This window comes from Micromonospora sp. NPDC000442, from assembly GCF_042898635.1.
Lineage (GTDB): Bacteria > Actinomycetota > Actinomycetes > Mycobacteriales > Micromonosporaceae > Micromonospora.
The window spans coordinates 229,095-252,637 of the sequence record NZ_JBIAYZ010000003.1; the positions used below are offsets into that span (position 1 = coordinate 229,095).

The 23,543-nt window shown below is 69.8% G+C and carries 14 protein-coding genes and 1 pseudogene; 11 read left to right on the plus strand and 4 right to left on the minus strand.

The genetic code is table 11. From position 1 onward, the window contains the following. Window positions 1-74 precede the first annotated feature (74 nt). Window positions 75-7,832, plus strand: a complete 7,758-nt coding sequence (locus ACFY2A_RS06045; RefSeq protein WP_387169065.1) for a ricin-type beta-trefoil lectin domain protein — start codon at window positions 75-77, stop codon at window positions 7,830-7,832. A 9-nt stretch (window positions 7,833-7,841) separates the two neighbouring features. After that, entirely contained in the window at window positions 7,842-8,522 is a 681-nt protein-coding gene (locus ACFY2A_RS06050) for a DUF6928 family protein (RefSeq protein ID WP_387169068.1), read from the plus strand. 278 nt (window positions 8,523-8,800) lie between these two features. Here ACFY2A_RS06050 and ACFY2A_RS06055 read toward each other — a convergent pair whose 3' ends face one another. Beyond that, entirely contained in the window at window positions 8,801-8,968 is a 168-nt protein-coding gene (locus tag ACFY2A_RS06055; protein WP_387169071.1) for a hypothetical protein, read from the minus strand. 204 nt (window positions 8,969-9,172) lie between these two features. On the opposite strand from ACFY2A_RS06055, the pseudogene ACFY2A_RS06060 reads away from it, so the two are divergent. From ACFY2A_RS06060 to ispG, 6 genes and pseudogenes are all read left to right on the plus strand, one after another. After that, window positions 9,173-10,053 (plus strand): annotated as a pseudogene (locus ACFY2A_RS06060) (helix-turn-helix domain-containing protein). Between the two features lie 4 nt (window positions 10,054-10,057). Then, entirely contained in the window at window positions 10,058-10,237 is a 180-nt protein-coding gene (locus ACFY2A_RS06065; protein ID WP_387169492.1) for a DUF397 domain-containing protein, read from the plus strand. Window positions 10,238-10,426: 189 nt separating this feature from the next. Then, window positions 10,427-11,122 (plus strand): Uma2 family endonuclease, encoded by a 696-nt coding sequence (locus ACFY2A_RS06070; RefSeq protein WP_387169074.1) that lies wholly within the window; start codon window positions 10,427-10,429, stop codon window positions 11,120-11,122. Window positions 11,123-11,213: 91 nt separating this feature from the next. Continuing rightward, window positions 11,214-12,425: a 1-deoxy-D-xylulose-5-phosphate reductoisomerase gene (gene dxr, locus ACFY2A_RS06075; protein WP_387169077.1), complete on the plus strand. Its 1,212-nt coding sequence runs from the start codon at window positions 11,214-11,216 to the stop codon at window positions 12,423-12,425. Then, the gene (locus tag ACFY2A_RS06080; protein WP_387169080.1) at window positions 12,425-13,675 is read left to right on the plus strand and encodes a M50 family metallopeptidase; all 1,251 of its coding nucleotides are present in this window, start codon (window positions 12,425-12,427) and stop codon (window positions 13,673-13,675) included. Before dxr ends, ACFY2A_RS06080 begins: the two co-directional genes overlap by 1 nt. Before the next feature lie 9 nt (window positions 13,676-13,684). Next, a complete protein-coding gene (gene ispG, locus ACFY2A_RS06085; protein WP_363917067.1) occupies window positions 13,685-14,857 on the plus strand; it encodes a flavodoxin-dependent (E)-4-hydroxy-3-methylbut-2-enyl-diphosphate synthase in 1,173 nt (390 codons plus the stop codon). A gap of 61 nt (window positions 14,858-14,918) precedes the next feature. On the opposite strand, the gene ACFY2A_RS06090 is transcribed toward ispG, so the two are convergent. Further along, complete coding sequence (locus tag ACFY2A_RS06090; RefSeq protein WP_387169084.1) at window positions 14,919-15,503, minus strand: PadR family transcriptional regulator; 585 nt, start codon at window positions 15,501-15,503, stop codon at window positions 14,919-14,921. 244 nt (window positions 15,504-15,747) lie between these two features. Here ACFY2A_RS06090 and ACFY2A_RS06095 point away from each other — a divergent pair, with 244 nt between their 5' ends. After that, window positions 15,748-16,587, plus strand: a complete 840-nt coding sequence (locus tag ACFY2A_RS06095; protein ID WP_363917071.1) for a GNAT family N-acetyltransferase — start codon at window positions 15,748-15,750, stop codon at window positions 16,585-16,587. A gap of 120 nt (window positions 16,588-16,707) precedes the next feature. Next, window positions 16,708-20,460 carry an ATP-binding cassette domain-containing protein gene (locus tag ACFY2A_RS06100; protein ID WP_387169087.1) on the plus strand — a complete coding sequence of 1,251 codons (3,753 nt, stop codon included), beginning with the start codon at window positions 16,708-16,710 and terminating at the stop codon, window positions 20,458-20,460. 39 nt (window positions 20,461-20,499) lie between these two features. On the opposite strand, the gene ACFY2A_RS06105 is transcribed toward ACFY2A_RS06100, so the two are convergent. Together ACFY2A_RS06105 and ACFY2A_RS06110 are read right to left on the minus strand one after the other, a co-directional pair. Then, window positions 20,500-21,225, minus strand: coding sequence for a DUF998 domain-containing protein (locus ACFY2A_RS06105; RefSeq protein WP_387169090.1), 726 nt, complete (start codon window positions 21,223-21,225; stop codon window positions 20,500-20,502). After that, a complete protein-coding gene (locus ACFY2A_RS06110; RefSeq protein WP_387169092.1) occupies window positions 21,218-22,183 on the minus strand; it encodes a glutathione S-transferase family protein in 966 nt (321 codons plus the stop codon). The genes ACFY2A_RS06105 and ACFY2A_RS06110 overlap by 8 nt, the downstream gene beginning before the upstream one ends. 107 nt (window positions 22,184-22,290) lie before the next feature. On the opposite strand from ACFY2A_RS06110, the gene pcaF reads away from it, so the two are divergent. Then, window positions 22,291-23,493 carry a 3-oxoadipyl-CoA thiolase gene (gene pcaF, locus ACFY2A_RS06115; protein WP_387169095.1) on the plus strand — a complete coding sequence of 401 codons (1,203 nt, stop codon included), beginning with the start codon at window positions 22,291-22,293 and terminating at the stop codon, window positions 23,491-23,493. The last annotated feature ends 50 nt before the right edge of the window (window positions 23,494-23,543 follow it).

A 23,543-nucleotide genomic window follows, 5' to 3' on the forward strand; every position in this document is an offset into this window, starting at 1 on the left:
CGATCCGGCGCGTGTCCTCGCGGTTCTTCCGCGTTTTCCATTTCGTCTTCGCGCCTGGGTGGGAGTCGACGCGCATGCCTGGTACCGGTTTGCTGGCCCGGCGGCGGGGGCGTCCCGCCCGTACGGCGTTCATCCTGGCGCTGTCCATGACCATGACGGTGACGGCCCTGCCCGCCCCGGCCTTCGCGGTGCCGGGTCCGGGCATGAGCCGCGGCGCGATCGAACTTCCGGAGATCCCGGAGGTGGAGCAGATCGCGCCCGACGAGCAGGCCGTGACAGACCTGCTTACCGACGAGCCGGAGCCGCTCGACCCGTACGAGCCGTCCGCCGTGGACGCCTGGGACGAGGGCAGCGGAACGGTGGACCTGACCGGTGTCGCCGCCGGTGAGGCGTTGCCGGTCGACGACCTGCCGGTCGCCCTCGGCGTACCGGACGGCGGTGACCCTGCCGCCCTCGCCGGCACCTGGGCGGTGGACCTGGCTGCCCCCGAGGCGTCGCACGACGTCGGTGTCGCCGGCCTGATCATGAAGATCACTCCGCCGGCCACCGCGGACCCCACGGCCGAGGTCGCTCTCAGCGTCGACTACACGCCCTTCGCCGACTTCTACGGCCCCCAGGCCGCCGACCGGTTCGGCGTCGTCCTGCTGCCGGACTGCGTCTTCGACGACCCGGACGGTGGCGACTGCGCTGACGGCGGAGCGGGCATCCAGTCCACCGAGCCGGCCGGTGTCACCGGACAGGCCGTCTCCAGCGAGGTGGAAATCCTCCCGGTCGCCGGGGCGTCCGCCCGCAGCGCCGCGATCGCGGGCGTCGACGAGGGGGCCGGCGACCGCCGGATCGTCACCGGCAGCGTGCCGGTCGGGTCGCTGGTCGGGACCGACGGCGCGGTCGCCGGCCGATCCGCGTTCGGGGCCCAGTCCAGCGCGACGGACGCCAACGTCGTCGGCGTACTCGACACCGGCGGGTCGGCTTCCGGCGACTTCACCGCCACCCCGCTGCTGTTCTCCGGATCCTGGGCGGCGGGTTCCTCCTCGGGTGCGTTCACCTACTCGTACCAGGTGCAGGTGCCCGAGACGGCCGGCGGCCTGATGCCGAAGGTGGCCCTGTCGTACTCGTCGCAGTCGGTGGACGGGCGCACCTCGGCCACCAACAACCAGGCTTCCTGGATCGGCGACGGCTGGGACTACGCGGCCGGCGCGATCACCCGCACCTACGTCAACTGTCGGCAGGACTCCAAGAAGCCCGGCGCGAACAACAGCGACCACCGGACCGCGGACCTCTGCTGGGGGTCGAAGAACGCCACCCTCTCCCTCGGCGGGATGACCACCGAGCTGGTGCGGGACGACAGCACCGGGACCTGGACCACCGCCAACGGTGACGGGTCCAAGGTGCAACTGCTCAAGGACACCAGCCTGGACAACGGTGACGCCGACGGTGAGTACTGGGTCGTCACCACCAGGGACGGCACCCGGTACCACTTCGGCCGGCACCGCCTGCCCGGCTGGACCGCCGGTCAGCCGGTCACCAACTCGGTGCTTACCGCTCCGGTCTACGGCAACCACTCCGGTGAGGACTGCTACCAGGCCGGCGACTGGGCCGACTCGGCCTGCACCCAGGCGTGGCGGTGGTCGTTGGACTACGTCGAGGACATCCACGGCAACGCGATGAGCCTGTGGTGGGCCAAGGAGGAGAACCGCTACGCGCGGAACTTCAACTTCAAGTCCCCGGTGAAGTACGACCGTGGCGGCTACCTGACCCGGATCGACTACGGGCAGCGCAGCAACAACGTCTACGGCACCGCACCGCTGGCCCGGGTCAACTTCGACGTGGCGGAGCGGTGCTTCGCCGAGGGCTCCCAGACCTGCTCCGAGTCGAACTTCAACAGCCAGATCCCGCACGACTACCGCATCTGGTACGACACCCCGGCCGACCTGAACTGCATCTCGGGCCGGAAGTGCTGGAACGCCTCACCGTCGTTCTTCACCCGCAAGCGCCTCGACAAAATCACCACCTGGGCGCAGCGGCGCAGCGGCTCCACCGCGTTGCAGAAGGTGGACGAGTACCAGCTCACCCAGTCCTTCCCGACCCTGCTGACCGGCCCCAACACCGCGCTGTGGCTGGAGTCGATCCAGCGGACCGGGTACGGCGTCGACGGCGACAAGGTCGCGCTCAACCCGGTGCGGTTCGCCCACAACCCGGAGGACATGCCCAACCGGGTACGCAACGACAACCGCCCCAGCTTCTCCCGGCTGCGCATCGCGCGGGTGATCAACGAGTACGGCGGCGAGACGGTCGTCACCTACAAGCAACCCACCGGCTCCTGCGCCACCGGCTCCGGCCTGCCCGGCAAGGACGACACCGCCGCGCTGAAGGGCAACACCCGGCTCTGCTTCCCCAACTTCTGGCACCCGGACCCGGCCAAGGACGACGTCATCGACTGGTTCCACAAGTACGTGGTGGAGTCCGTCGAGGAACTACCGGCCATCGACGGCGCCGCCTCCTCCACCCTCACCACGTACGCGTACGACAACGCCGGCTGGCGGCTCGCCGAGGCGGAATTCAGCAAGAAGTCCCGCCGCACCTACTCCCAGTTCGCCGGCTTCGAGCAGGTCACCGTCCTCACCGGGCCACCCACCGCCGAACTGGGCAGCGAGCAGACCAAGTCGGTCACCCGCTACTTCCGGGGCATGGGCGACAGCGTGTCCGTCAAGGACAACGTGGGCACCGGCGAGGAGATCGCCAAGGACCGGGAGCCGTTCGCCGGCCGGGTCGCCGAGGAGCTGACGTACGCCAAGGCCAGCGACCCGGACGCCAACTGGCTCACCCGCAGCGTCACCTATCCCACCGCGACCGAACTCGCCTCCCGCGACCGGGACGACGGCCTCGACCCGTTGAAGGCCTGGCGGGTCACCGACACGCGGCAGAAGGCGGTGTCCCGGTCCTCCGGCACCGGCGACGACACCCGCACGCTGCGCACGGTCGAGACGAAGACCACCTACGAGAGCACCCACGGCCTGCCGGAGCGGATCGAGTCACTCGGTGACACCGGCAAGTCCGGTGACGAGTCCTGCACCCTCGTGGAATACGTGCACAGCACGACCAAACACATCATTGGCCTCACCAGGCAGATCCGCAGCAGCCCGACGACCTGTGCCGCCGCCGACTTCGACGACCTGACGACGCTCTCCTCCGCCGGCCGGGTCGGCTACGACGGCGCTGCCTACGGTGCCGCCCTGCCGAGCAACACCCGAGGTCTGGCCACCCAGACCTGGTCGCTGAAGGCGGACGGCTCCGGCTTCCAGAACGACGGCACCACCACCTTCGACGCCATCGGCCGGGTGCTGACCCGCACCGACCCGGACAACAAGGTCTCCCGGATCACCTACACCCCGGCCACCGGGCAGGCGTACGCGGTAAGCGAGGAGAATTCCCTCGGGCACAGGCAGACCCGGGAACTGGATCCGGGTCGTGCCGTCACCCTCAAGACCACCGACCCGAACAACCAGGTCAGCCACGCCGAATACGACGCGCTCGGCCGTCTCGTCAAGGCGTGGGGCGCGGGGCGTACCCCGTCACCGGCCCTGGTGCCCGACTTCCGCGCCGAGTACGCCCTCCCGGCGATCGTGCCCGACCCGGAAAACCCCGGCGAGAGCATCCGGAAGCCGCCGTACGTCACCACCTTCGCCCGGGGCCACGAGGACCGAATCCAGACCTCGGTCACCATCTACGACGGGCTCGGCCGGGAACGGCAGTCCCAGGTGGAGGCGACCGGCGGCGGCCGGCTCATCACCGACACCCTCTACAACTCGGCCGGCGAGGTCTGGCAGACAAACAACGCCTACTTCGCCGAGGGCTCACCGATCGGCCGGCTCTTCACGCCCGAGTCGGACACGGTGGTGCCCAACGCCACCCGCTACACCTACGACGGGCTCGGCCGGGTGGTCGAGGAACTGCCGCTGCTCAACGGCACGGAGTACCCGAGCCGCGCCACCCGGTACAGCTACGGTCTCGACCACTCCACCGTCATCAACCCGGCGGGCGCGGCCTCGTACCGGCTCTTCACCGACGGCCTCGGCCGCACCACGCGGGTCGACACCTTCCGCGACGCGGCCCGTACCGACTTCACCTCGATGCGCTACGAGTACGACGCGCGCGGACAGCTCGCCGAGGCCACCCACTCGGCGAACCCGACCCCGTGGACCTGGACGTACGACCAGCGGGGCCGGCTGACCCGGACCACCGACCCGGACACCGGCGCCACCACCATGACGTACGACCACCGGGACCGGCCGCTGACCACCACCAACGCCCGTGGCATCACGGTCTGGAACGGGTACGACGAGCTGTCCCGTCCCACCCAGCAGCGGCTCGGTGGCAGCGGCGGTGAACTGCTGGCCGAGTACACCTACGACACGGTGGCCGGCGGTAAGGGCCTGCCGGCGACGTCGACCCGGTACACCGACGGCCTGCCGTACACCCAGTCGGTCGGCGGCTACACCGAGGACTACCAGCCGACCTCGACCACGCTGACGCTCCCCGAGTCGATCGCCACCACCTGGGGTCTCAACCGGGAATACCGCTACGACTACACGTACACCGACACCGGTCTGACCGAGTCGGCGACGCTGCCGGCGGTCGGCGCGCTGCCCAGCGAGAAGCTGCTGGTCCGGTACACCAAGGACGGCCTGCCCCTGTCGGTGTCCGGCAAGGACTGGTACGGCTCCGAGACGGTCTACTCGCCGTACGGGCAGGTGTTGCGCTCGACGCTGGGCGCACACCCGTACCGGGTGTGGACCATGGCCTCGTACGACGACGCCAGCGGCGCCCTCACCCGGCAGCAGGTGTTCCGCGAGGTCAAGGGCAACCACCTGGTCTCGAACCGGGGTTACTGGTACGACGCCGCCGGCAATGTGACCGCGATCCGTGAGTATGCGGCCGGCATCGCGGAGCGGCAGTGCTTCACCTACGACCCGCTCGGCCAGCTCCGCAACGCCTGGACGTCACAGGACCAGGCGTCGTGCAGCGCCGGTCCGGGCACCGCGGCGGCCCCGAACGCGGCGGCGGGGGTCGACGGCACCGGCTACTGGCAGGAGTACGAGTACGACCTGCTCGGCAACCGCACCAAGCTGGTCGAGCGGGACCTGACCGGCCGCACCTCCACCGGCCCGATCGAGACCACCTACGGGTACGGCTACGGCACCGAGGAGGGCGACCAGCCGCGCACCCTCGACGCCGTCACCAAGACCTACACCACGCCGCAGGGCGCGGCCATCGTCTCCGAGGCGAAGCGGCTGTACGAGCTGACCGGCGAGACGAAGTCGGTCACCTCCACCCGCAACGGCGACCAGCAGGAGCTGTCCTGGACGTACGACGGCCAGGTCGAGCGGATCACCGGCTCCGGCACCAAGGGCCGCACCGCGTACATGGGCCTGGCGAGCAAGTGTCTGGACCTGAGTTCCAGCCTGGCCGAGCCGAACCGTCCCATCCAGCTGTACACGTGCAACGCGACAATCGCGCAGAAGTGGGCCTTCGTCCCGGCACCGGAGCAGACCGACGCCAACCTGGGCACCCTGTCGATATTCGACTCCTGGTGCGCCCAGCCGGCCGGCACCACCGCCGGGTCGGCGTTGCGCCTGCAGCGGTGTGACGGCACGGCGGCCCAGCAGCTGGAGCGACTGTCGACGGGGCAACTCAAGCATCCGGCCTCCGGCCTGTGTATGGCGGTGAAGGACGCAGCCATCGCCGACTCCACGCCGATCGTGCTCGCGGCCTGCGCCGGTGGTGCTCCCGAGCAGTTGTGGGAGGCGCAGGACGAGACGCGGCACATCTACGGGCCGGGCGGCACCCGCCTGCTGAAGATCCAGGGTCAGCAGGCAACCCTCGACCTCGGCGAGGCCCAGGTCTCGGTGCAGAGCGGCGGGATGCTGCTCAACACCCAGCGCAGCTACGCCACGCCGGGCGGAATGGTGACGCGGTACGCCTACGGCACCAGCACCGGATCCAACCTGGTGGCCGTCGCCGGTGACCACCAGGGCAGCCCGTCCGCCGAGGTGGTCCTCGGCGACGGGATGCAGGCCCGGATCCGTAAGCAGGATCCGTTCGGCAACCAGCGGATCGCCAACACGCCGGCCAACCTCCAGACCAACCGGGGCTTCCTCGGTGCGGTCCGCGACGACGCCTCCGGCTTCGTACCGTTGGGTGCCCGGCTGTACGACCCGGAGGTGGGTCGGTTCCTCTCCGCGGACCCGGTGCTGGACCTGACCGACCCGGTGCAGAACAACGGCTTCACGTACGCCCACAACAACCCGGTCACCCACTCCGACCCGTCGGGTCTGTCGGTGGCGTTGACCGCGTCGGAGACGGCGGCGGCACTGGCCGGTGCAGGCTTGTCGTCGGCGATGATCGCTCAGGCGCAGGCAAACATGGGCCGCTCGCTGATCTCGGTCATCCTCGACTCCGCGTGGTACATCCTCAAGGAGTTCATCGGCATCAACGACGCCCTGAACTGCTTCGGCGGTGACATGTGGGCGTGCGGCAGCCTCATCCTCAACGCGATCCCCTGGACCAAGGTCGCCAAGATCCCGGCGGTGATCCGGGCGGTCAACCGGACGATCAACGCGATCCAGGCATGGCAGGCCGCGAAACGGGCCGCCGAGGCGGTGCTGGCCGCGGCACGAGCTGCCGAGGCCGCCGCCTTGCAGGCGAAGAAGCTCGCCATCGAACGGGCCAAGAAGGCCGCCCAGGCAGCGAAGAAGAAGGCCGCCGACAAGGTCAACTCGACAAGCAACAAGGCGACCCAGTCGGCCAAGAAGACGGGTAACGGTCCGCAGAAGGAAGCCCAGGCCAAGTCCAACCCGAAGGGCTCGTCGGCAGCCTCCGGCGGCGCCGGCGGCAAGGGCGGCGGCGGTGGCGGCAAGGGCGACTCGAAGCCAGGCGGCTCCTCAGGCGCCTCCAACCGCAGCAACGGCGGCTCCAGCGGCAACGATGGCGGTTCGTCCGACGGCGACTGCAATAGCTTTGTCCCCGGCACTAAGGTGCTCATGGCCGACGGCTCGACCAAGCCGATCGAGGACGTTGAACCAGGCGACGAGGTCGTGGTCACCGATCCCGAGACCGATCGCACCGAAGTCGACTCGGTCGCCGCGACGATCGCTGGTGATGGCCCTAAACATCTGGTCAAGGTCACCGTCGACACCGACGGAGACGAGGGCTCGGAAGTTGCCGAGGTAACCGCTACCGAGGGCCATCCCTTCTGGGTGTCTGAACTCGGCGAGTGGATGAAGGCCACCGATCTTCAGCCTGGCCAGTGGCTGCGAACCAGTACGGGAACTCTGGTGCAGATCATTGGGATCGATCGTTGGACGGCACCTAAGGCAAAGGTTCACAATCTCTCGATCGGTAATATTCATACCTACTTCGTAGTCGCTGCGGACACGTCTATCCTGGTGCACAACACCAGTGTGGGAGCCTGTCCGGTCGATCCTGGTGTTGACCATGGAAAGATTGGTGCAATGGCGACGGAGAGTCGGCTTCATCAGGAGGGCTACACGGATATTGCGAGCGAGGTTCGCTTCGTTGACAGCGAAGGTGACGTATTTATCGCAGACTTCGTTGCGCGGAACCCGGCCGGCAACTTGGTGGCGATCGAGGTTAAGGTTAATGGTTCGCCAATTAGCCCCAACCAGGCCAAGGGTTATCCGGAGCTCACCTCTGTTGGTGCTCGACTGCAGTCGAGCAAGCTGAGAGGTGCAGGTCTACAGAAGGGCGCGATGGTGAGACTTCCGAAGTTGGAAATAGACCACTGGGTTTGTCCAATCTGTGCACCGTCATAAGGGGGCGAAGTGGGTTCCAAGTGTTCAATTATCTCCTTCGCGCTAGACCTACCCAGAAGGAGTGGGTTCGACAGCGCTTGGTCGCCTGACCTGGCTGCATCGCGCATTCTCGCCGAAAGGCTAACTGGGTGTTCGGTCGAAAGGGCTCACGCTGACACCTGCACCCTGGATGCTGCGTTGTGGCCCAACCCCGGGACCGTAGCTGCCGGATCTGCTGGTAGCCTCGATCTAGTGACGTGGAGTGGTCTGAGCGAAACTCATCCGAGCACCCTCACGCCTTTGGTGCATAGCGTAGATGTGAACCGATCTGCGTATCTTGTGCTCATGGACAGCACGGTTGATTGGGCTGCCTTCGCATGTTGGAGCGGCGGCGCTTTGCTCCGTAGCGTCAGTATCTCATTTGATGATGGAGTAATCGAGGCCGTGGGTGAACCCTTGGCATTCGAACACGATTTTTGGGGCGGCCCTCGTCGGCGTGTGCCCCAGGACTATCCTTTTCCCTTTGCCATATCGGCAATCGGAAACGCGGCACTGCGTGAATTTTTCGGATTTGTTCTTGAGGGTAAGTGGGATCCCCAGGCACCTGACCCTGAGGAGATACCAATACATCGTTTCCGGTTGCCGGGGGCAACTAAGGTCGAGGCTAGTATGCGCATGCGAGCTGAGGCAATGCTACGTCGACGTCAGTAGCGCGGCGAACTGATGTTCCGAGATGTCGGGCGTCGTGAAACGACCGTCCCGGCCTCGTCAAAGCAAGGATCACGATCGGCTGCGGGTGCAGTGGCCGGGGTGGTTACTGGGGTGGCGGCAGCGGTAAGGGCCGTCGAGTGGGGTGTCGCACCAGACTCGGGTACGCCGGCTTTGGTGGTCTTCTTCGCTGAGCGTGGTTTCGCCGAAGTCGATGACCGTCAGGTGGCCGAGGGAGTCGCGGAGGGCCACGGCGAGTGCGGTCGCCTCGTCGAGGCTGGTCAGGGCAGGCGGCAGGGGTGGGGTGCCCGGTCGTTGCGGCAGCGCGGGCCGTCGGGCCATTGTTCTGCGGCGTGCACGCTTATCGCCCGGAGCGCGAATGTGACATCTTCGGCGGTGATGTAGGGAGGCAGTGGGATCTCGCCGAGGGCTTCGTCGATCGAATCCATGGTCCTCCCTTGTGGAATGGTTGCGGGGCCGGAGCGGACGCCGGGATGAGGTTCGTGGGAGGCGTCCGCTCCGGCCGTGACCTGCCAGGGGGATTGGCTGGTCATCCACGATGGTGATTTCACTACTGGCCTGGCGCAATGTTCTGCGGAAGAATGCGAATCAAGGGATGAGGTGCCTTACGCGACAACAGCAGAGGAGCTGACGTGGACGACCCGGGAAGCACCGTCCCGCGTAGGCAACTCGGCAGGTATTTGAGAGAACTTCGCGAAAACGCACACGTAACTGTGGTGGCGGCCGCGAAGGAACTGGAATGGTCGACGCCGCGAATCTGGCGGTACGAAACCGGCCAGGTCCCCATGCACCCGAACGACGTGGAAGCCATGTGTCGGGTGTACGGCGCGACCCCCGAGACCATCCAGACCATGCGGTCGCTGGCCCGGGAGACCAAGGCGCACGGCTGGTGGCACAGCTACGGCGAGGCGATCGAGGACTGGTTCAAGCTGTACGTCGGCCTCGAAGCCGCCGCCACCAAGATCCGAAAGTACGAGGCCGACCTGGTACCCGGCCTGTTGCAGACGGTCGAGTACATGACTGAGGTCATCGCGACGAACCATCCGGCTCTGTCCCAGGCGGAGCAGCAGGTCAAGGTAGATGTTCGATTGCGCAGACAACGTCTGCTGGCTCGGGCGGTGCCCCGCGCGCCCTACTACGACGTGATTCTCAGCGAGGCGGTGCTACGTCGGCCGCTGCGTGACCGGGCGGCGATGGCCCGGCAACTCGACGCGCTGGTGGTGGCGGGCCGACAGCACAACATCAAGATCCGGGTGCTTCCGTTGGCCGCCGGCTGTTCCGCTCGGCCGACACGGGCACCTTCACCATGCTCGATTTCCCCACCGACGTGCGGGAACCGGAGCCGACCACGATCTACATGGACGGTCCGTGCGGCGCGGTCTACCTTGACAAGCCGCACGAGAACCGGACCTACGAGGAAGTTTGGCGTTCGCTCGGCGAGCGGGCGCTCGACGTCGATGACTCCCGTGAGCTGATCACGGCGATCGCGAAGGAGATGACCCATGAGACGTGACGGAGTGTGGCGCACGTCGTCCCGGTCCGGCAGCGGTGAATGCGTCGAGGTGGCGGGTTTTGTCGACGCGGTAGGCGTACGCGACAGCAAGGACCGGCAGGGCGCGGAGCTGAGCTTCGCCGCGAAGAGCTGGACCCGGTTCGTCGCCGCCACGCGCACGGGCCGCTTCGTCCCCCGCGCCTGAACCTGGCGCGACCGCAAGCTGTGGGTGCGTTTCTTGCTGTCCCGACGACAAGAAACGTACCCACAGTCGGCGGCTTGGTCGACATCGTTCGCCCCGGCTGCGTCGGACAGGTTGTGCGATGGCGTGCGGTGCGGGCTGTGCTGGCTAGGCTGAGTTGAGCAAGATGTTCCGCTGAGGGGGTGAGCCCGGATGGCCCAGGCTGCGTACGCGCCCGAGCCCGCGCCGGACACTGGTGCCGACGACCGGCCCACCGGGCCGTCGTTCGACGTGCTGCGGTGGCACGACGAGCCGTGGACCGCCCAGCTCGCCCTCGACCTGTTGCCGGAGACCAACGGCCCCAAGGTTGAGGTCCTGAGCGGAAGCGTGATCGTGACACCCCACGCCGGAATTGACCACCAGTCGGTCGAACGTGAACTGCCTTATCTGCTGCACCGGGCTGCCCGCCGGGCCGGGCTCTGGGTCTATCCCGAGATCAACGTCGTTTCCGGTAAAGACCTCTTCATTCCGGACATCGCGGTACTGACCACGTCGGGTGGAGGGCGCTCAGCCGTCGACATCGCGACGGCAGTGCTGCTGGGTGAGATCGTGTCTCCGGGTAACCGTCGCAAGGATGTCATCGATCGACCGCGTGAGTACGCGGCCGCTGGCGTGCCGTTCTTCCTGCGGGTGGACCTGCGTAACCGGGTGCCCACCATCGCCCTGCTCGAACTGGTCGAGGGGGAGTACCGGCCGCTGGCGGCAGCCGCCGCCGGCACCACGTTCGTGATGAATCGGCCCTTCGACTTCTCCGTCGACCCGGCAGACCTGCTCGACGACGAGGCACCGCAGGATGCTGACTCGACGGAAGGCCCGGTCTCACCGGAGGCGGACCGGGAAGGGAAATAGCTTCCCACCCTTCCGGGAGGCCCTTCCGCTACCTCAGGCGCAACAAGGTGCCCTTCCGGGCACCGGAGGGCGGTGGGGAAGAATGGGCGGCGTGACGTCCCCCCGTGATCTTGTGCTGCTGGGCTGTACCGGGTCGATCGGTACCCAGGCCATCGACATCGTGCGGCGCAACCCGGCGCGGTTCCGGGTGGTGGCGCTGGGTGCCGGCGGCGGCAACATCGGGCTGCTCGCCGCCCAGGCGCTCGAACTCGGCGTCGATGTGGTCGGGGTGGCGAAGGCGTCCGCCGCGCAGGACCTTCAGCTGGCGTTCTACGCCGAGGCGAGCCGGCGGGGCTGGGCCAGCGGGGAGTTCAGGCTGCCCAAGATCGTGGCCGGGCCGGAGGCGATGACCGAGCTGGCGCAGTGGCCGTGCGACGTCGTACTCAACGGGGTGGTGGGGTCGCTCGGGCTGGCGCCGACCCTGGCGGCGCTGCGCGCCGGGCGTACGCTCGCGCTTGCCAACAAGGAGTCGCTGGTGGCCGGCGGCTCGCTGGTCAAGGGCGCGGTGACGCGGCCGGAGCAGATCGTCCCGGTGGACTCGGAGCACTCGGCGCTGGCGCAGTGCCTGCGCGGCGGCACCCGGGGTGAGGTACGACGGCTGGTGGTGACCGCCAGCGGTGGGCCGTTCCGGGGGCGGCGGCGCGACGAGTTGACGGCGGTCACGCCGGAGCATGCGCTCGCTCACCCGACCTGGAACATGGGACCGGTCGTCACGATCAACTCGGCGACCATGGTCAACAAGGCGCTTGAGGTGATCGAGGCGCACGAGTTGTTCGACGTGCCGTACGCCGACATCACCGTGATGGTGCACCCACAGTCGGTGATCCATTCGATGGTCGAGTTCGTCGACGGATCGACGTTGGCGCAGGCCAGCCCGCCGGACATGCGGCTGCCGATCGCCCTGGGCCTCGGCTGGCCGGATCGGGTGCCCGAGGCCGCTGCCGCCGTCGACTGGACCACGGCGCACACCTGGGAGTTCGCACCGCTGGACGACGAGGCGTTCCCGGCGGTGGCGTTGGCCAAGGCGGCCGGGGAGGCCGGTCGATGCCGGCCGGCCATCTACAACGCGGCGAACGAGGAGTGCGTGGCGGCGTTCGTCGCCGGGCGGCTGCCGTTCCTCGGCATCGTCGACACGTTGCAGCGCGTGTTGGAGGAAGCTCCCGATTTCGGTGAACCGGGTACCGTCGAGGACGTACTCGAAGCCGAGTCGTGGGCGCGCGCACACGCGCAGGAGATCATCGCTGCTGCGGTGGAAGGAGCTTGATGTCGTTCGCGTTCGGGGTGGTGCTGTTCGCCCTCGGCATTCTCATCTCGGTGAGCCTGCACGAGGCCGGGCACATGCTTACCGCCAAGGCCTTCGGCATGAAGGTCACCCGCTACTTCGTCGGCTTCGGCCCCACCCTCTGGTCGTTCAAGCGCGGCGAGACCGAGTACGGGATCAAGGGCATCCCGCTCGGCGGCTTCTGCAAGATCGTCGGCATGACGCCGCAGGACGACGACGTCGAGCCCGGTGACGAGAAGCGCGCCATGTGGCGCTACCCGGTGTGGAAGCGCACCATCGTGATGTCCGCCGGGTCGGTCACCCACTTCGGGTTGGCGATCTTCGCCGCCTGGCTGGCCGCGATGACCTTCGGCCTGCCCAACCCGGACCGCGTGACCACCGAGGCACAGGTCCGCGCCGAGCCTGCGGTGATCGCCCTCCAGGACTGCGTCCTGCCGGACACCACCTACCGCGAGTGCACCGCGAGCGACGCGGCCAGCCCGGCCGCCGCGGCCGGGCTGCGGGACGGCGACCGAATCACCTCGTTCAACGGCACCCCGATCAACAACTACGGTGACCTGCTCACCGCCCTGCGGACCGCCAGCCCGGGTGCCACCGCCGCCATCGGCTACGAGCGTGACGGCCAGGCCGGCAACGTCGAGACCGTGCTGGGCACCACCAAGCGTCCCCCGATCGACAACCCCGACGGGCCGGTCACCGACGTGCCCGCGCTCGGCATCGGGCTGATCATCAGCACCCCCGGCCTGGTCAGCTACGGCCCGGTGGAGGCGGTCGGCGCGACAAGCACCTTCATCGGCGACATGGCGGTGGCCACCGCGCAGGCGTTGCAGCGGCTGCCGGAGAAGATCCCCGCGCTGTGGACCGCCATCACCGGCGGCGAGCGGGACATCGACACCCCGATCAGCGTGGTCGGCGCCAGCGTCCTCGGTGGCGAGGCGGTCGCCAACAACGCCTGGGAAATCTTCGTCATGCTGTTCATCTCGCTGAACTTCTTCATCGGGGTGTTCAACCTGCTGCCGCTGCTGCCGCTGGACGGCGGCCACATCGCCATCGCCTGGTTCGAACGAGCCCGTTCCTGGCTGTACGCGCGGCTGCGCAAGCCCGACCCGGGCCGGGTGGACTACTTCAAGCTGATGCCCTTCACGTACGTGGTGATCCTGATCGGTGGGGTGTTCACCCTGCTCACCATCACCGCGGACGTGGTCAACCCGATCACCCTCTTCCCAAAGTGAGTGCCTGAAGTGACCGCTGTCAGTCTCGGTATGCCGCCCGTACCGCCGCCGCCGCTCGCGCCCCGCCGGGCCAGCCGCCAGATCATGGTCGGGTCCGTGCCGGTCGGTGGCGGGGCGCCGGTGTCGGTCCAGTCGATGACCACCACGTTGACCGCTGACGTCAACGCCACGTTGCAGCAGATCGCGGAGCTGACGGCGTCCGGGTGTCAGATCGTCCGGGTCGCGGTGCCCAGCCAGGACGACGTGGAGGCGCTGCCGGCCATCGCGCGCAAGTCGCAGATTCCGGTGATCGCGGACATCCATTTCCAGCCGAAGTACGTCTTCGCCGCGATCGACGCCGGGTGCGCGGCGGTCCGGGTCAACCCGGGCAACATCCGGCAGTTCGACGACAAGGTCAAGGAGATCGCAGCAGCGGCCTCCGCCGCCGGTACGCCGATCCGGATCGGGGTCAACGCGGGCTCGCTGGACAAGCGGCTGCTGGCCAAGTACGGCAGGGCCACGGCGGAGGCGCTTGTCGAGTCGGCGCTGTGGGAGTGCTCGCTGTTCGAGGAGCACGGCTTCCGGGACATCAAGATCTCGGTGAAGCACAACGACCCGGTGGTGATGATCCGGGCGTACCGGCAGCTCGCCGAGCAGTGCGACTACCCGCTGCACCTGGGAGTGACCGAGGCCGGGCCGGCGTTCCAGGGCACCATCAAGTCGGCTGTCGCCTTCGGGGCGCTGCTGGCCGAGGGGATCGGCGACACCATCCGGGTGTCGCTGTCCGCGCCGCCGGTCGAGGAGATCAAGGTCGGCAACCAGATCCTGGAGTCACTCGGGCTGCGTGAGCGCGGCCTGGAGATCGTCTCCTGCCCGTCCTGTGGGCGGGCCCAGGTGGACGTCTACAAGCTGGCCGAGGAGGTCACCGCCGGCCTGGAAGGGCTGCCGGTGCCGCTGCGGGTCGCCGTGATGGGCTGCGTGGTAAACGGTCCCGGTGAGGCCCGCGAGGCCGACCTGGGGGTGGCCTCCGGCAACGGCAAGGGGCAGATCTTCGTCAAGGGTCAGGTCATCAAGACCGTGCCCGAGGGGCAGATCGTGGAGACCCTCATCGAGGAGGCGCTGCGGCTGGCCGACGAGATGGGCGCCGAGCTGCCCGAGGAACTACGCGACCTGGTTCCCGGCGCCACCGTCACCGTGCACTGACGACGCGACCAGCACGAGGGCGGCCACCCCACCGGGTGGCCGCCCTCGGCGCGTACCGGGGTCACTCGGATTCGGCGAGGATCGCGTACAACTTGCGGCGGGTCTCGTCGAGCACCTGGGCGGCGCGTTCCCGCTGGTCGTCGGTGCCCGTCATCATCACCTGGCGCAGCGCGTGCATCGCCTGCATGCCGGCGTTACGAATGTCGTGCCAGCTGTTGATGGTGTCCTCGGCGACCTCCGCCCAGGGCGGCGTCTGGGCCGCCTCGTCGGCCTCGGCCCGGCCCTGCTCGGTGAGGGTGAACCGCTTGCGGCCACCGCCGGACTCCTCGGTGGCGACGACGACGCCCTCGTCCTCCAGCAACTGGAGGGTCGGGTAGATCGAACCGGGGCTGGGCCGCCAGCTCCCGCCGGTGCGGGAGTCGATCTCCTGGATCATCTCGTAGCCGTGCATCGGCCGCTCGGTGAGCAGGGCCAGCACCGCGTTGCGGACGTTCGGCCGGCGCCCCCGGCCCCGTCCACGACCGCCTCGGCCGTGCCCGAACCCGTGCCCGCCGGGCGAAAACGGCGGCCCCGGCGGGAAGGGCGGGAAACCGAACCCCCGCATCCGCCCCTCGTGCAGCCCATGCCCACGTCGATGAAACTTCATCCTGTTCTCCTTCCCGGAACTATCACTGATGCATCAACGATATATCGCCAACACAACGCCGACAACTCACCAACCACCCCCCACCCCGCCCCGCGCCCACCCCGCGTCGCCTTGTTGACCAAGAAGTTTGGGTCGGAATCAGCGGGTGCAGCCGGCGAAAACTTCTTGATCAACGAGGGCAGGGGGTTGGGCGGTGGTTACCGTCCGCCAACAGAAGGTGAACGAATCTGGCAGGCTGGTAACCGTGCTGACGGCGCCGGTGCGGCAAATCGGGGAATCGGAACGGCGTGCGGTCGAGCGGTTGCTCGATCTCGACCCGTTCGCCAGCGCGCAGGTCGCGGAGCGGGTCGCCGCGCGCGGGCTGGCCTGGTGGCGGGCCGAAGGCCGGGTCCTGGGGTACGGCTCCCGCCGCCACCTCGAATCCGTCTGTTGGCTCGGCGGCAACCTCACCCCGGTGCTGGCCGGCCCCCAGGCCATCGCCGCCTTCGCCGACCTGCTGGCCGGCGAGGAACGACTCTGCTCCTCGATCGTCGGGCGAGCCGACGCCGTGCTGCAACTGTGGGAGCGACTCTCCGACACCTGGGGACCGGCCCGCGACGTACGCCCGAACCAACCGTTGCTGGTCACCGACGCGCTGCCCCCGGTCCCCGTCGACCCGCAGGTACGCCGGGTGCGCAGCGGTGAACTCGACCGGCTCTTCCCGGCCGCCGTGGCGATGTACACCGAGGAGGTCGGCATCTCACCGCTGGCCGACGACGGCGGGCGCGGGTACCGACGCCGGGTCACCGACATGATCCGCTCGGGTCGGGCGTACGCCCGCTTCGTCGACGGCCGGGTGGTGTTCAAGGCCGAACTGGCGGTCGTGACCCGGCGCACCGCGCAGGTCCAGGGAGTGTGGGTGGCACCCGAGTGGCGGGGGCGGGGCATCGCCACCGCCGCGATGGCGGCGGTGGTCCGTGACGCGCTGACCCGGGTCGCCCCGACCGTCAGTTTGTACGTCAACGACTTCAACCTGCCTGCCCGGCGGGTCTACGAGCGTTGCGGCTTCCGACCCGTCGGTGCGCTGGCGACCGTGTTGTTCTGAGTCGGCCGCCGTCGGCTGGAGATTTTCGTCACCCACCCTGCCGCAGGCGAAAATACGTTGAGCCAGGCGGCCGGGCGAAGCAGGCTGGAAACTCCGCCACCAGACCGGAGGAACCGACGCATGCGCCTGCTCCGTGATCTGTGGGTCACGTCCTCGCGTCGGATGACCCTGGTGGTCGTCCTGATCCTGCTCGGCGGCATCGGCCAGGCGGCCACCGCCGCGCTCGCCGGGCCGGTGCTGTTGCACCGCTCCGTCGGGTTCTTCGTGCTGCTGTCGGTGGCGCTTGTCGCGTCGGTCGTCAGCGACCTGGTGGTCAGCCTGGTGATGGCCGGCGTGACCGCCGACTGGTCCGCCGACCTGCGTCGCCGACTGTGCCGGGTGGCGCTGGGGCAGCCCGTGCCAACCCTGGAGACGACCCCGGTGGGGGAGATGCTCGACCGGATCGACGGCGACGTGTACGACGTCGCCTCCGGGGTGCGCGGTCCCGGCGTACGGCTGGCCCAGGCGTTGGCCGTCGGCCTGCTGTCCACGCTCGCCGCGTTCACCGTCTGGTGGCCGGCCGGGGTCGGCATGCTGCTGCTCTGCGTCCTGCTCGCCTTCACGCTGCGCCGTCCCGCCGCCCGAATCGCCCCGGCCCGGATGCACGAGGAGGCGGCCTGGTCGGACCTCGCGGCGGTGATGGAGGAGGCGATCCACGGCCAGGACGACGTACGCACGAGTCTGGCCCGGCCGTACGTGCTCCGCCTCTACGCCCGCCGGGCAGCCGAGGTGCTGCGCCGTGGTCTCCGGGTGTGGCAGATGTCGGCGCAGGTCAACACCGTCGCGGCCGGGGTGACCCGGGCCGGGGTGGCGGTGGTCGTGCTCGGCGGGGTGTGGGCGCTGACCACCGGCCGGGTCGACGCCGCCCGGATGACCGCGATCTGGCTGCTCGCGCTCTCCTTCGGCATGACCGTCGAACACGTCAGCCGGATGGTGCCGGAGGTGCAGTACGCCCTCGGCGCGTGGGGGCGGGTCCAACTGCTCTCGGCGGCTCCGCAGGAACCCAGCGGCGGTGCCGCCCCCAGCGACGGTGACCTGGTCATCCGCGACCTGACCTACCGTTATCCGAGCACCGGGCCGGACGCCGATCGCGGCCCCGCACTGCGCGACATCGACCTGACCTTCGTGCGGGGCCGCTCGTACGCCCTGGTCGGCCGGACCGGGTCGGGTAAGTCGACGCTGGCCAAGCTGCTCACCCGGGCGGTCGACGTGCCACCGGGGACGGTCCTGCTCGGCGGGCGCGACGTGCTCGACCTCGACGTGGAGCAGCTACGCCAGTGGGTCGCCGTGGTGCCGCAGCGCACCGAGATCCTCGCCGGCACACTCGCCGAGAACGTGGCGCTGTTCGACCCCGAGCTGCTCGACGCCGCCGCCCGGGCTCTGCACGAGCTGGGGCTGGCCAACTGGATCGCCGAGCTGCCGGCCGGCCTGGACACCCGCCTCGGCGAGGGCGGCCACGTGCTCTCGGCCGGTCAGGAGCAGCTGGTCGCCTTCGCCCGGATCCTGGTCCGTGATCCGCACGTGGTGATCCTCGACGAGGCCACCGCCCGACTCGACCCGGTCACCGAGACCCGGGTGCAGCAGGCCACCGAGCGCCTGCTGCACGACCGGATCGGCATCGTCATCGCCCACCGGCTGTCGTCGGTGAGCCGCTGCGACGAGGTGGTGGTGCTGGCCGACGGCGCGGTGGTCGAGGCCGCCCCGCTGGCCGAGTCGCGGCGCTTCGCCGAGCTGCTGGCGGCCGGTCATCAGGGCGGGCACGGTGTCGACGCGGAAACTGAGCTGCTGCCGGAGCCGGAGACGGACCGCATCTGGGCGGAGCCGGCGCTTGTCGGTGCCAACCCGGCGGCGGCCACGCCAGCCGGCACGTTGAGCCCGACGACCGCGATCAGCGCGCCCGTGCCGACCCGCCCGGCAGCCGCGCGCGGCGCGGACGTGCTGCTGCCCGGCGAGACCGGCGACGGCACGGGCTCGCAACCACCGGCCGATGCTGAGCTGCCCGCTCGGCACGCCGTCGAGACAGCTCTGCCGGTGGGCGATCCCACGCCGGTCGTCGGGCCGGAACCGGTCGATCCGGCGGAGGGCCGACAGGCCGGCGGGCGTGAAGCCGGCACCGGTACCGCAGGCGCGGCGACGGAGAACGACCGGCAGCCGGCGTCCCGGGGACGAACCCTGCGGGAAATCGCTCGGCTCTGCCTCAACGACCCCCGGTACGGCGCGGCGGCGGTGGGCATCTTCGCCGTGCTGGCGATCCTCGGCCTGGATGGGCCGGTGCTCGCCTGGCTCTGGGCCGACGTGGTCGACGGCACCGGCGACCCCTGGCTACCCGCCCTGGGTATCGCGGCCGGGTTGATCCTCGCCATCCCGGCGCACTACTGGACCCACCTGTGGTTCCCCGCCTGGTGGGTACGGCAGATGCTACGGATCAGCGCCCGCCTGGTGTACGGCCAGACCGGCCCGCGCCGGGTCAGCCGGCACACCCCCGCCGAGGTGGTCGCCCAGGGCGGCGACACCGAACGGGTGGTCCAACTCGCCGACAACGTGCTCGACCAGACGGTCGGTCTGATCCTGCTGGTCGCCATGACCCTGATCACCGACAGCGTGGTGCCGGGACTGTTCTTCCTCGGCACGATGGTGCTCTCCGGGCTGGCCGCCACGGCGTTCGGACCGAGGCTGGAGCGGGCGGCACGGGACACCGTCGCCGCCCGGGCAGCCTTCGCCACCGCCCTGGTCTCCACGCTGTCGGCGGCCCGCACGGTGAAGCTGGCCGGGGCCACCCGACCGGTGCTGACCCACCTCGCCAACCTCGACACCGTACGCAGCGAACGGCAGCGCCGGGAGATCGCCGTGCAGGTCTGGGCGCGCTCCACGCCGGCGGTGGCCAGCGGGCTGTTCCCGATCGGCGTGTGGGCGTTGTTCCTGGCCGGCGGGCTTTCCGCCGGGGCGGCGCTGGTCGCGGTAGCCACGCTGGGCGCGGCACGCTGGTTCGCCTGGACCACCGCCTCGTTGATCTCCCAGGTGCCGTCGGCGCGGGTGTGGACCCGGCGGACGGCGGAGATGACCGGGATCGAGGCGTACTCGGCGCGGGTGCCCGGCGTCGACCTGACCGCCGGCACCGCCCCCGCCCCGACGGTGCCAGCGCGTACGCCGCTGCGGCGGCTGGAACTGGTCGGCTTCGGCGTCCGACACACCGACGGCACCACCGCCGTACGCGACGTGGACCTGACCGTGGAACGCGGCCAACTGGTCCTCGTGGTCGGACCGGTCGGCTCGGGCAAGTCGTCGCTGCTGCGCGCCCTCGCGGGCATCGCCCCGCACACCGGGCTGCTGACCTGGAACGGCGAGCCGGTGACCGAACCGGAGCTGTTCCTGCGCCCCAATCAGGTCGGCTACGTCGGTCAGTTGCCCCGGGTGCTCTCCGGCACGGTCGCCGACAACATCACCCTCGGGCATCAGGTGGACGCCGCCCACGCGGTCAGCACCGCCCAGCTCGAACACGACCTGGCCGGTACCGGCAGCGGGCTCGGCCTGCTCATCGGGCACAAGGGCACCCGGTTGTCCGGTGGTCAGCTGCAACGGCTGGCGCTGGCCCGGGCCCTGGCTCCGCGTACCGAGCTGCTGGTGGCCGACGACATCTCCTCCGCGCTGGACGTCACCACCGAACTGGCACTGTGGCAGGCGTTGCGGAACCGCGGTGTCACCGTGGTCGGCTCCACCTCGAAGCGGGCCGCGCTGGTGCGGGCCGACCACGTGGTGGTGCTCATCGCCGGTACGGCGGCCGCCCAGGGCCCGTGGCGTGACCTGGAGCAACACTGGGGCCACCTGGCCGGCTGAGTCGTGCCGAGGAGGTTCGCTTCCCGACCTCCGGGTCGGTCACCGCTGCGGGTCGTTTCGCCGCCGTCTTGACGGGACCGATGGACCGGGCGGCCACGGCGGACGGGTCCTCCGCTGCGCAGGGTCGGCGGTCGGTGTGACGGCCGGTCGGGGCGCGGCCAGGGTGAGGGCGGTGGCGAGACCCCAGAGTGCGGCCACCGCCAGCAGCAGCCGTTCCAGCACCCCGACCAGGGAACCGCGCCCGGCGAGCAGCATGGCCAGGCCGACCGCGCCGGCGAGCGGTAGCGCTACGGTGGCCGCGATGGCGGCGGTCCGGCGCAGCGGACGCCGCGCCGTCGGGGCGAGGACGATGGCGATCATCGCGAAGACCACCGCCGCCGTCGCGGCGATGCTGGCCCCGCCGTGCACAAGGTCCGCCACGGTGGCCCGCTCGAACGGCGGCAACGGGCAGCCGGCGCTGCAGGTCACCGCGCCGGACAGGACAGTCGCCAGACCGCCCGCGACGAGCAACCCCGCCGCGATCCGCAACGCCCTGTCGCCGGAGCGCAGCGCGGCGGCGAGCAGCAGCAACGCCGTGGCCAGGGCGAAGACGCCGGTCCGGTACGTCCAGGTGTAGCCGCTGCCGACGACGCCGGCCTCGCTGACGTACCCGGTCAGACCCGGACCGGGACCGGCGACCACGGCGAGGGTCACCGCGGACACCCCGACGCCGACGCAGGCGGCGGCGGTACCGGCGGCCAGCCGCACCGCCGTTCGCTCAGCCACGCCCGTGCGGCGTCGTCCAGCCGTGCAGGTCCGGCCCGAGGGGGACGATCCCGGTCGGGTTGATCTCGTCATGGGTGGCGTAGTAGTGCCGCTTGATGTGGTCGAAGTCGACGGTCTCCCCGAAACCGGGGGTTTGGAACAGGTCCCGGGCGTACGCCCACAACACCGGCATCTCGGTGAGTTTCTGCCGGTTGCACTTGAAGTGTCCGTGGTACGCCACGTCGAAGCGGACCAGGGTGGTGAAAAGGCGCACGTCCGCCTCGGTGATCGAGTCACCCATCAGGTAACGCCGGCCGGCCAACCGCTCCGACAGCGCGTCCAGCCGGGTGAACAGGGCCTCGAACGCCTCGTCGTACGCCTGCTGGGAAGTGGCGAAACCACATCGGTAGACGCCGTTGTTGACGTCCCGGTGGATCTCGGCCATCAGCGCGTCCAGCTCCGGGCGCAGCTCGACCGGGTAGAGGTCCGGCGCGTCCGGGGCGTGCAGCCGCCGCCACTCGGTGGACAGGTCCAGGGTCAGTTGCGGGTAGTCGTTGGTGACCACCCGGCCGGTACGGGTGTCCACCAACGCCGGCACGGTGACCCGGCCGGTGTAGTCCGGATCGGTGGCCAGGTACGCGTCGGAGAGGAAGCCGATGCCCAGCACCGGGTCGAAGCCGTCCTGGTCGAGGGCGAATCGCCAGCCGCGATCGTCCCGGATCGGGTCGACGGTGCCCAGCGAGATGGCGTCGGTAAGCCCGAGCAGGTTACGCACGATCAGCGCCCGGTGCGCCCAGGGGCAGGCCCGGCACCAGATCAGCCGGTAGCGACCCGGCTCCAGTGGCCAGCGGCCCTGCTCGTCCGGCCCGCCGCCCGGCGGTGCGGTCGAGTGCGGGGTCACCCGCCCGGTGAAGCGGTTGGGTTGGCGGACGAACGCACCGCCGCCGCTGGTTTCCGCGCTGAACTGGGCCCGTGCCATGCCCACAACCTATCGGCACCCACCGGGGATATCCTGGCCGTCGGTGAGTCCCCGTGGACCCGGTGGACGCACCCCTCCGCCCTTCCCATCCCCCCGAAGGACTCGCAATGACCGTGGCATACCTGGTGGCCGGTGTCCGCACCCCGATCGGCCGGTACGCCGGTGCGCTGGCCGGCGTACGCCCCGACGATCTGGCCGCCCACGTGATCCGCGAGCTGGTCGCGAGGCACCCCTCGGTGGACTGGGCGCGTACCGACGACGTGGTGCTCGGTTGCGCCAACCAGGCCGGCGAGGACAACCGCAACGTGGCCCGGATGGCGGCGCTGCTCGCCGGGCTGCCCGAGCAGGTGCCCGGCAGCACGGTCAACCGGCTCTGCGGCTCCGGGCTGGACGCGCTGGCCACCGCCGCCCGGTCGATCGTCGCCGGCGAGGCGGACCTGGTCGTCGCGGGTGGCGTGGAGAGCATGAGCCGGGCGCCGTTCGTCATGCCGAAGGCGACCACCGCGTTCTCCCGATCCGCCGAGGTGTACGACACCACTATCGGTTGGCGGCTGGTGAACCCGTTGATGGAGCGTGGCTGGGGCATCGATTCGATGCCCGAGACGGCGGAGAACGTGGCCGCGGAGTACGGCGTCGATCGGGCGGCGCAGGACGAGTTCGCGTACCGCTCCCAGTTGCGGGCCGCCAAGGCTCAGGCCGACGGGCGGCTGGCCGAGGAGATCGTGCCGGTGACCGTGCCGGCGGGCCGGCGGGAGACCCGGCTGGTCGAGGTCGACGAGCACCCCCGCCAGACCTCGCTGGAGAAACTGGCCGCGCTGCCCACCCCGTTCCGCGACGGTGGCACGGTGACCGCCGGCAACTCCTCCGGCGTCAACGACGGCGCGGTGGCCCTGCTTGTCGCCTCGGAGGCGGCCGTCGCCGCGTACGGTCTCACTCCGCTGGCGCGGGTCACCGGCACGGCGGCGGCCGGCGTGCCGCCCCGGGTCATGGGCATCGGGCCGGTTCCGGCGACCCGGCGGCTGCTGAACCGGCAGGGGTTGGCGCTTACCGACATCGACGTGATCGAGCTGAACGAGGCCTTCGCCGCTCAGTCCGTCGCCGTGCTGCGCGAACTCGGCCTGCCCGAGGACGCGGAGCACGTCAACCCCAACGGGGGTGCCATCGCGCTGGGCCACCCGCTCGGTGCCAGTGGTGCCCGGCTCGCGCTCACCGCCGCGTTGGAACTGCGCCGCCGGGGCGGGCGGCGGGCGTTGGCCACCATGTGCATCGGGGTGGGGCAGGGCATCGCGCTGCTGCTTGAGGCCGCCTGAGCCGCCGGCACCGGCGGTAGATCAGGAAAAGGCGGTTGTGGATCTCCCCC

What these genes read in the sequence shown, in the direction of transcription:
- ACFY2A_RS06045 (WP_387169065.1), top strand. Translation starts at nt 75, where the DNA reads ATGCCTGGTACCGGTTTGCTGGCCCGGCGGCGGGGGCGTCCCGCCCGT.
- ACFY2A_RS06055 (WP_387169071.1), bottom strand. Translation starts at nt 8,968, where the DNA reads ATGGATTCGATCGACGAAGCCCTCGGCGAGATCCCACTGCCTCCCTAC.
- ACFY2A_RS06070 (WP_387169074.1), top strand. Translation starts at nt 10,427, where the DNA reads ATGGCCCAGGCTGCGTACGCGCCCGAGCCCGCGCCGGACACTGGTGCC.
- ACFY2A_RS06080 (WP_387169080.1), top strand. Translation starts at nt 12,425, where the DNA reads ATGTCGTTCGCGTTCGGGGTGGTGCTGTTCGCCCTCGGCATTCTCATC.
- ACFY2A_RS06090 (WP_387169084.1), bottom strand. Translation starts at nt 15,503, where the DNA reads ATGAAGTTTCATCGACGTGGGCATGGGCTGCACGAGGGGCGGATGCGG.
- ACFY2A_RS06100 (WP_387169087.1), top strand. Translation starts at nt 16,708, where the DNA reads ATGCGCCTGCTCCGTGATCTGTGGGTCACGTCCTCGCGTCGGATGACC.
- ACFY2A_RS06110 (WP_387169092.1), bottom strand. Translation starts at nt 22,183, where the DNA reads ATGGCACGGGCCCAGTTCAGCGCGGAAACCAGCGGCGGCGGTGCGTTC.
- pcaF (WP_387169095.1), top strand. Translation starts at nt 22,291, where the DNA reads ATGACCGTGGCATACCTGGTGGCCGGTGTCCGCACCCCGATCGGCCGG.